At 59.8% G+C, this 4,075-nt stretch carries 3 protein-coding genes and 1 pseudogene; 3 read left to right on the forward strand and 1 reads right to left on the reverse strand.

All coding sequences use genetic code 11. The annotated features are described in order from the left end of the window. Positions 1–1,435: pseudogene (locus tag HNR76_RS15105) on the forward strand (hypothetical protein); the annotation flags it as partial. A 5-nt stretch (positions 1,436–1,440) separates the two neighbouring features. Beyond that, positions 1,441–1,953 carry a hypothetical protein gene (locus HNR76_RS15110; protein WP_162312338.1) on the forward strand — a complete coding sequence of 171 codons (513 nt, stop codon included), beginning with the start codon at positions 1,441–1,443 and terminating at the stop codon, positions 1,951–1,953. Positions 1,954–2,465: 512 nt separating this feature from the next. On the opposite strand, the gene HNR76_RS15715 is transcribed toward HNR76_RS15110, so the two are convergent. After that, positions 2,466–3,071 carry an integrase core domain-containing protein gene (locus HNR76_RS15715; protein ID WP_343059341.1) on the reverse strand — a complete coding sequence of 202 codons (606 nt, stop codon included), beginning with the start codon at positions 3,069–3,071 and terminating at the stop codon, positions 2,466–2,468. Positions 3,072–3,114: 43 nt separating this feature from the next. Here HNR76_RS15715 and HNR76_RS15120 point away from each other — a divergent pair. Further along, positions 3,115–4,075 (forward strand): hemagglutinin repeat-containing protein (locus HNR76_RS15120; RefSeq protein ID WP_246429187.1); only part of this gene is annotated, 961 nt, incomplete at its 3' end.

Genomic DNA, 4,075 nt, shown 5'->3' on the forward strand with positions numbered 1-4,075 from the left:
GGTCACCGAGCTGCAGCAAGAGGGGCTGAAGGAGATCTTCGACGCTCAGAAGGTGGCCGAGCGGATGGAGATGGGGCAGGTGGCCGGAGAGGTGGGGTTCCAAGCGGTAGGCGACTTTAGTAGTGCGATGAAGGGCAGAGCTGAAGCCGCTCTGGACGCTGCCAAGAAAAATGGCGATCCAACTGCCATTACGGCAGCTCAAGTCCGAGTAGATGGTTGGAGTGAAGGGGGCACACATAAGGTAGTCCTGCACAGCATTGTGGGCGCGGGAGTTGCGGTACTGGGGGGCAGTGATGGGCTGGAGGGGCTGGCTGGCGCCGGTCTCACTCAGATGGCCTTGCCGAAGATGATCCAGGTGTTGAGGGATAATGGGATTGATCCCACCAGTGCCGAAGGTAGCGCGTTATTGCTAATAGCCAGTGCCGCAATAGGTGGTGCGGTAGGTGGAAGTACAGGCGCCGGGGTTGCGACATCGGCAACGGCCAATAATTGGCTTTTGCACGCTGAGCGTGAAGAGTTGATGAGTGCTCAGGCACAGTGTGCTCTGGGTGATGCGCAAGGGTGCCAGCGTGCTCAAGAGTTGGATCAGACTAATCGCCGCCGAGATGCCGAGATGCTTCAGTACGTCTTTGCAGAGAGTGGAACCCTGACCCTAAGTCAGTACGAACAGCGCGTTGCTGACTACTTTGAAAGCCTGCCTCGCGATGAGGTCGTGTTCGCACCGTATCGGGATGCAAATACGGGGCAATTTGAATGGACCATGACAGGGGTGGAGCGGTCTGGATTGCCGGGTGTGGTGTATGCAGGTCCGAGTGTCTATCTACCGGGATGGAATACCGAGGATGCAACTTCAAGCATGACCAGTTCGATAGTGCCGCCTGTGCCGGGGCAACTCAGGACCGAGCTGGGTGCCAGCGACTACCTCAATTTGGGTATGGCTGGGACCGGTACTGGTGCTTATGCGGTCGAGATGACGGCTGAATCGGCAATAGGGATGCTCTTCGGATGGGGTGATGCAACCCGTTACGCTAAAGGAATAGGGGCTGCTGCTGCTTGGGGTGGAGTTCTTATTGAGGGAGGCGGGATGTTTCTCAAGAACGAGCCGATAACCGGGGGCGATCTCGGGCATTTGGGAGTTACTAGCGGCGTGACATACACCTCGCTTGCCGTGGGCGGGCTGCCAGGAGTAGCGATTGGTGTCACTTGGGCGGGGTTGGACACTGTTGCCCAATCACAGCATTACACCCCTGTGTTTGGAGAGTTGACTGGAGTAGAGGTAAGCGGCTGGAAGGCAATGCGTGCTATGGCAATAGATAATAGGGAATTTGGGGCTAGGCGAATTCAGGCTGGAAATCCGGAATATTCTTTGGAGGAAGCTAAAAATATCTATGATATGCAAGAGATGGTAAGGAAGCTCGAGCGAGCGAGGAATTGATAAATATGTCTATAAATTCCTTATGGGGTGCCCTTGAATATTGTTATGTTGTCACGGGGCGCTCTGCAAGAGGGGATTCTCAGAGGGAAAGGGCATTCTATGGAATGTTTGCAGTGGCAGTGTGGTTTGCATTATTTTCCATGATGCTGATAGCAGTATTTTCTAATTGGATTCTCAATGTTTTACCTATTATTGAGTCATTTCTGACTTATCAGTCTGATAATTTTAGAGATATTAGGAATCGCTCCTTCATTCTGATTTTGGCTGCGTTGATCATAGGGTGGGGGGTGGCAACGCTGATTGATAAGAGGTGTCGTCACTTGCTCGGCGGAGCGGGGGTTGGAATTCTGCGATCGCGATTAATTAGTGGTGGAGTGTATATTGGTCTGATCTTTGTCATGTTGCTTGGAAGAGACAAGTATGGATCTCTGTTGGCGTTGGTAATTCATATTTGGTTGTTATGGTATATGGTTCGTCGTGCCCAAGAAGATAAGAATTGGAAAACTCCGAAAGAATAGATGTCCCGTTGTCCCGTCCACACTGTCCGCAAGCATTTTTCCAGCCATGATGTCCCGTCCACACTGTCCGCAAACATTTTCCAGCCATGAGCCAGGATTTTTCAGTCGAACGGGAGGATTTTTCGGGTGCTAAGCAGCGAGTGTCCCGTCCACACTGTCCGCGAGTGATTTCCAAGCCATGAGCCGAGATTTTTCATCTGGATTTGGAGTCGTTTGGGGTGTTGGACTGCTTCGCCTTCCTGTCTTTTTCCTCTCGTCGGGTGATTGCGGGTGAACTTTTGTCCACTCATGGATGATTTCGCGCACGCCGCGCAGCCCGCCCGTGGACAGTCAGTGTTGCCCTTCGTGCGTCCCGTTGGAATCCCGGCCGCCGGCTACGGCGGGAACCACCAACCAGTGATCGCGCCATCCCAGATGCTTACGAACTTCGGGCCTCGCGTGGATTTGCGCTTGCCGCCCCAGACTTCCGCCGGCGTATGTCCGCCCAGGTGCTGATGCGGCCGCGCATGGTTTTACCAGCAGCGGAACTCGACCAGCTTGTGGCGCAAGTCGTCGCCATCGACGATGGCGATCCTGTCCAGATGCCGTTTGAGCGTGCCGAAGAACCGCTCGATACGCCCGTTCTGCCAGGGGCAATGGGGTTCGATGGTTTGCAGCTTGACCCCCAGCGTCGCCAGCGCTGCCTTCATCAGCAGCGAGTTGAAACAGGCCTCGTTGTCCACCCGGATGCGCGCAGGCGGACCGAACCTCCTGAACGCGCTGCACAGTTCCCGCAGGATCGTGGCGCTGCGCTTGTCGGCCAGGTCGGACAGCCGCAGGCAGGCCCGCGCGCCATGATCGACCAACCCCAGGATCATCGGTTGCCGGCCCGAGAGGTCGGCCTTGCCGGTCAGGTCCAGCCCCCAGGTGCGGTTGCACGGTATCGGGCGGGGCATGCGGTGTTTGTACTCCCGCCGCAGGCGTACCACCTCCGCCCCGGACTGGCGTAGCACGGTGGCCACAAAGCTCTTGCCCACGCTGACGCGCCGATGCGCGAACCGCCGGTTGAACACCTCGGCCAGCGTGCGGCAGCCCAGGTCGGGCGAGAGCGCCTTGAGCCGGATCAGCTTGCGCCGCACCCAGGGTGGCTTGCACTGGCTGCGGCCGGTACGCGCAGGTGGGATGAAGATCGTCCCGCGTCGCGGCCTTGTCCACCAAGTGCGTGGACGATATCCGGCCACGCGCCACACCACGGTCCACACCAGCACACACAACGCCAACAGCACCATCTTCGATCCGCTCCTTGGACACGATGCCAGTGTAGTCGGCACGGTGGTGATCTCCGACACCGAGCGGTTCTCCGGCTACCACACCGAGCGCCACCGCGACGAGGACACGCTGGTCTCGCAGGTGGCCAGCACGGTGGGCAGCCTGGGCGGCAACGTGCGCCTGGAGGCGGGCGGGGCCTACACCCAGACCGCCAGCCATGTGGTGGCGGCGCAGGACGTGGACATCACCGCGGCCACGATCGACATCCTCACCGCCGACGAAACCAGCAGCGCCCGCGCGCAGGACCAGGACTTCAAGTTCGGCGTGTTCGCGCGGGTGAACTCGCCGCTGATCGACCTGGTGAACGACGTCGATGCCGCACGCCATTCCGATGGGCGGCTGCAGGCGATGCAGGGGATGGCGGCGGCGGGCAGCGCCTACCAGGCGGCCAGTGCGGTCCGCAGCGCCGCCAACGGCGGCGACGCGGTGCTGTTCAGCGCCGAGGCGGGCGTGGGCGTGGCCACGAGCAAGAACCAGTACGAGGGCCAGAGCCAGGTGTCGCAGGGCTCAACCATCAGCGGTGGCGGCAACGTCAGCCTGACCGCCACCCAGGGCGACCTGCACGTGGTGCAGGGCACCCTGAGTGCGGGCGACACGCTGCGCCTGGATGCGGCGGGCGACCTGATGCTGGAAGCGGGCCGGGCCCAGGGCAGCGAGCATGAACGCGGCCGCAGCGCGGGCGTGGAGGTGGGCGTGGGCGTGTCGGTGGGCGCGCAGATGGGCGTGTACGCCTATGCCCAGGCGCAGGTGGGCAGCCACAGCTCGCAGATGGACAGCACCACCTGGCAGAACGCGCAGTTGAGCGGTCAGACGG

This window comes from Pseudoxanthomonas broegbernensis (assembly GCF_014202435.1).
GTDB lineage: Bacteria > Pseudomonadota > Gammaproteobacteria > Xanthomonadales > Xanthomonadaceae > Pseudoxanthomonas > Pseudoxanthomonas broegbernensis.